This window comes from Hydrogenophaga sp. (assembly GCF_041633695.1).
Classification (GTDB): domain Bacteria; phylum Pseudomonadota; class Gammaproteobacteria; order Burkholderiales; family Burkholderiaceae_C; genus Hydrogenophaga.
On the sequence record NZ_JBFJMY010000353.1, the window covers coordinates 1 to 4,371 of the forward strand.

Here is a 4,371-nt window from a genome sequence, read left to right on the forward strand (position 1 = left end):
CAGGAGCGCCCTCATCACTTCCTCCATGCGCCAGCGCCGCCGCGTGAAACAAATCAACTGTTTTGCGCGAAACTGCATGAAAGGCTATGTGCGTTCCATTCCCCCATGTTGCTGGGCGCCCATCGAATGGCTTGTACAGGTAGAGATGAGGCATCTGGCCATTCTTTGCATAAAGCGGTGGCTTTCCGGCTGGCTTAGGAACACGACTCATGCCCAATGGTGCCAACACCGCATCATAGAATTTCGAAGCCCGTTCGTAGTCGTTCGTACCCAAAGTGATGTGGCTTAGCAAGGAATTTGAATCTGGCATTCAGTTGCTCCGGTCTCGGCTATCCAAACAAAAGTGTCTCTATGATCGCGATGGTATACGCTGAACGTTCGTTGGCTGCGACCATCCAGCAAGCCAAGGAACGCATGCTGCTAGGCTTGAAATCGGATGCGGTAGTGGCACGAGCCCACTAGGCTGACAAGGCTTGGGCGCTCAGAGACTGCTTTGCGGAACATGCGCGACCGTCGGCTCTGGGTCGAGAGCTCCAGTTCACCTGAGGCATGAGCAGTCGTTCCCGCGACCTTGTCTGGCGGGACTCGATCGAGTTACAGGTACGCCATGCTGTACCCCTATCTAACGGTGAGGTTTGTCCAAATCTGTTTTCGACTTGAATTGTCGAGAACACAAACGCCTTGAATCGGCACCCCGCTCACTCCACCGTCACACTCTTGGCCAAGTTGCGCGGTTTGTCCACATCGGTACCCTTGGCCAGCGCCGTGTGGTACGCCAGCAATTGCAGCGGCACCACGTGCAACAGTGGGCTCAAGGCGCCGTAGTGTTCGGGCATGCGGATCACGTGTATGCCTTCGGCGCTCTGGATGCGGGTGTCGCCATCGGCCAGCACATAGAGCACACCGCCGCGCGCGCGCACTTCCTGCATATTGCTCTTGAGCTTTTCCAGCAGTGCGTCGTTGGGCGCCACGGTGACCACCGGCATGGCGGCCGTCACCAGGGCCAGCGGGCCGTGCTTGAGTTCACCGGCCGGGTAGGCTTCGGCGTGGATGTAGCTGATCTCTTTCAGCTTCAGAGCGCCTTCGAGCGCGATCGGGTAGTGCAGGCCACGCCCTAAAAAGAGCGCGTTGTCCATGCGGGCAAAGTCTTCCGACCAGCTGATGATCTGCGGCTCCAGGGCCAGCACGGCTTGCAGGGCCACGGGCAGGTGGCGCATGGCCTTGAGGTGAGCAGCTTCCTGCTCTTCGCTCAACTTGCCCCGCGCCTGCGCCAGCGCCAGCGTGAGCAAAAACAGCCCCGCCAGCTGCGTGGTGAAGGCCTTGGTGGAGGCCACGCCAATTTCCACACCGGCCCGGGTGATGTAGGCCAGCTTGCATTCGCGCACCATGGCCGAGGTGGCCACGTTGCAGATGGTGAGCGTGTGTGTCATGCCCAATCCCTGCGCGTGGCGCAGGGCGGCCAGGGTGTCGGCGGTTTCGCCGCTTTGGCTGATGGTGACCACCAGGGTGCGCGGGTCGGGCACGCTGGTGCGGTAGCGGTATTCGCTGGCCACTTCCACCTGGGTGGGGATCTGCGCAATGCTTTCCAGCCAGTACTTGGCGGTGCAACCACTGTAGTAGCTGGTGCCACAGGCCAGGATGAGCACGCGGTCGATGTCTTTGAACACGCTGTAGGCGCCATCGCCAAACAGCTCGGGCGAGATGCCGGCCAGGCCTTCGAGCGTGTCGCCAATGGCGCGTGGTTGCTCGAAAATTTCCTTTTGCATGTAGTGGCGGTAGGGGCCGAGTTCGGCCGCGCCGCTGTGGGCCAGCACGGTTTTCACCGGCCGCTGCGACGCGTCCAGCGAACGGCCCTGGGCGTCGGTGATCCAGTAGCGGCCCAGCTGCAGGTCCACCATGTCGCCCTCTTCCAGATAGACGATCTGGTCGGTCACACCGGCCAGCGCCATCGCGTCGCTGGCCAGGAAATGTTCGGAACTGTCTGCACCACCCACGCCCAGGATCAAGGGCGAGCCCGCGCGCGCGCCCACCACGCGGTGCGGCTCGTCTTTGTGGAACACGGCCAGCGCAAAAGCGCCGTGCAACTGCGCCACCGCAGCTTGCAGCGCCGCGAACACGTCGCCCTCGTAGAGCGAATCCACCAGGTGCGCGATCACCTCGGTATCGGTCTGGCTCTCGAACACATAGCCCTTGGCTTCCAGGGCGGCACGCAACTGGTCGTGGTTTTCGATGATGCCGTTGTGCACCAGCGCCACGCGGCCCACACCCCCATCCACCTGGCCCGGGCCGTGGCTGAAATGCGGGTGCGCGTTGTGCACCGCCGGAGCGCCGTGCGTGGCCCAGCGGGTGTGGGCAATGGCCGTGCCACTGGCGATGTGGCCGCTGGCCACTTGCGTCACCAGGTCGGCCACCCGGGCCATGCTGCGCGCGCGCTTCAAGCCGCCGCTGTGCACCGCAACGCCACAGGAGTCGTAGCCCCTGTATTCAAGGCGCTGCAGACCTTGTACCAAGACCGGCACGATGTCGCGCCCCGAAACCCCTGCCACGATGCCGCACATAACCCACTCCCAATAAATGCTGATGCAAGCGATGGTAGACACAATAGGTTGGCATTTCACATCAATATTCAACCAAGATTGACCGATAATTTCACAAAATAACTACGTCGAATATTTATTTCAAACAAAGAATTAATATGGAACAAATATCACTGGACGAGGCCGACTTGCGCTTGCTGGACCTGCTGCAAAGCAACGCCGCGCGCAGCAACCAGGAACTGGCCGAACTGGCGCATATTTCGCCGCCCACGAGTCTGCGGCGCATCAAGCGGCTGCGCAGCCTGGGCCTGATAGAGCGGGAAGTGGCGCTGCTGCAACCGGACCGCCTGGCACCCATCCTGGGCCACGGACTCACCGCGCTGGTTGAAATCACGCTGGAGCGCCAAGGCGCTGAATGGCTGGACGCCTTTGAGGCACACGTGGTCGCCCACGCTTGTGTGCAGCAGTGCTACCGGGTCAGTCCCGGCCCGGATTTTGTGCTGGTGGTGCACACCACCGACATGCCGAACTACCTGGCATTGGCGCAAAGTTTGTTCACCAGCGAAGCCAATGTGCGGAACGTGAAGAGCTTTTTCAGCGTCAAACGGGCCAAGTTCGATCCCCGCCTGCCGCTGCGCATAGGCGTCGTCAGGTAAGAAGGAAACCGGGTTTTTTCTGTTTTTTGAATCCAAAAGGCTACATTTTTCACACAAACCCTGTAACAGAGTATGAGCGGTGCAATGGATTGCTAGTGGACTCCTAAAATTTGATGGCTATAAAAAGACCGTTTGTTACTGGAGGTTGAATGTTGCCTTTGTGGATAGCTTTTACCGTGGCCTTGCTGCTGGTGGCCACTGGCGTGTGGATTTGGAAGCGCTATTTCCCACGCTCAACCGGCCGTCAGGACCGCTACCGGCCCGAGCGCATCCTCACACCCGAACAGGTGCAAATGCTCGACTACCTGCACGACACCTTTCCCGGCCAAGTCGTTTTGCCCAATGTGCCGCTGAAAAACATGCTGGCCGTGCGCTTGGCGTCGGATCGCAAACGGGCGGTGGAGCGTCTGCAGAATCAAAAAGTGGATTTTGCGGTGTGTGGTCAAGACGGGCGCCCGCTCTTTGCCTTCGACATCGAGCAATACCACCTGAGCAACGCCAAGGCCAAGGCCCACAAGGTGAAGATCAAGAACCGCATCCTCAAAACGGCGGGTGTGCGTTTTGTCTTCCTCAAGAACGGCTTGCACCGCATGCCTTCGCCGGCCGACTTTCGCGCCCAGCTCAATCTGGCGGCCCTGCCCCAGCCCATATCCAAAGAAGATGCGCGCGACAGCGCCATCCAGCAGCTGGAGAGCCAGTTCTCGGACTTCGACCAGATGTACCCGGCCACCGGTTTTCGCGATTCCGAGGTGCTGGGCCTGAGCGGTTTGATGGACCTGGACAAGGAAGGCCGGCGCACCAGCGCGAATGGCGCCCTTTCGGGCACGCACGACTTGCGCGGTTACTGAGGCTTCTTTTTCACTGGGCGCTGCCAATCAGCAATGCTCACCTGCTTGCCGCGCGCCACCGACAAGGCCCCCGCTGGCGTGCTCTTGCTGATGGTGGAACCCGCGCCCACCGTGCCCCCAGCCCCTATGGTCACCGGCGCCACCAACACGCAGTTGCTGCCCACGTGCACATCGGCTTCGATCACCGTGCGGTGCTTGTTGGCACCGTCGTAATTGGCGGTGATGCTGCCAGCCCCGTAGTTCACCCGCTCGCCCACGGTGGCGTCGCCCAGATACGCCAGGTGGTTGGCCTTGGCACCATCGGCCAGCGTGGAATTCTTGATTTCGACG

4 protein-coding genes and 1 pseudogene are annotated in these 4,371 nt (G+C 60.7%); 2 read left to right on the plus strand and 3 right to left on the minus strand.

Annotated elements, in window-relative coordinates:
* The coding region (locus ABYB95_RS17800; RefSeq protein ID WP_372659939.1) for a VOC family protein at positions 1–310 on the minus strand (310 nt) is incomplete at its 3' end.
* 388 nt (positions 311–698) lie between these two features.
* Positions 699–2,558, minus strand: a complete 1,860-nt coding sequence (gene glmS, locus ABYB95_RS17805; protein ID WP_372659941.1) for a glutamine--fructose-6-phosphate transaminase (isomerizing) — start codon at positions 2,556–2,558, stop codon at positions 699–701.
* Between the two features lie 137 nt (positions 2,559–2,695).
* Here glmS and ABYB95_RS17810 point away from each other — a divergent pair, with 137 nt between their 5' ends.
* Complete coding sequence (locus tag ABYB95_RS17810; RefSeq protein ID WP_372659943.1) at positions 2,696–3,193, plus strand: Lrp/AsnC family transcriptional regulator; 498 nt, start codon at positions 2,696–2,698, stop codon at positions 3,191–3,193.
* Positions 3,194–3,342: 149 nt separating this feature from the next.
* On the plus strand, positions 3,343–4,041 hold the full coding sequence (locus ABYB95_RS17815; protein ID WP_372659945.1) for a DUF2726 domain-containing protein: 699 nt from the start codon (positions 3,343–3,345) through the stop codon (positions 4,039–4,041).
* Here the strand turns inward: ABYB95_RS17815 and ABYB95_RS17820 are convergent.
* Positions 4,035–4,371 (minus strand): annotated as a pseudogene (locus ABYB95_RS17820) (bifunctional N-acetylglucosamine-1-phosphate uridyltransferase/glucosamine-1-phosphate acetyltransferase); the annotation flags it as partial. The gene ABYB95_RS17815 and the pseudogene ABYB95_RS17820 overlap by 7 nt on opposite strands.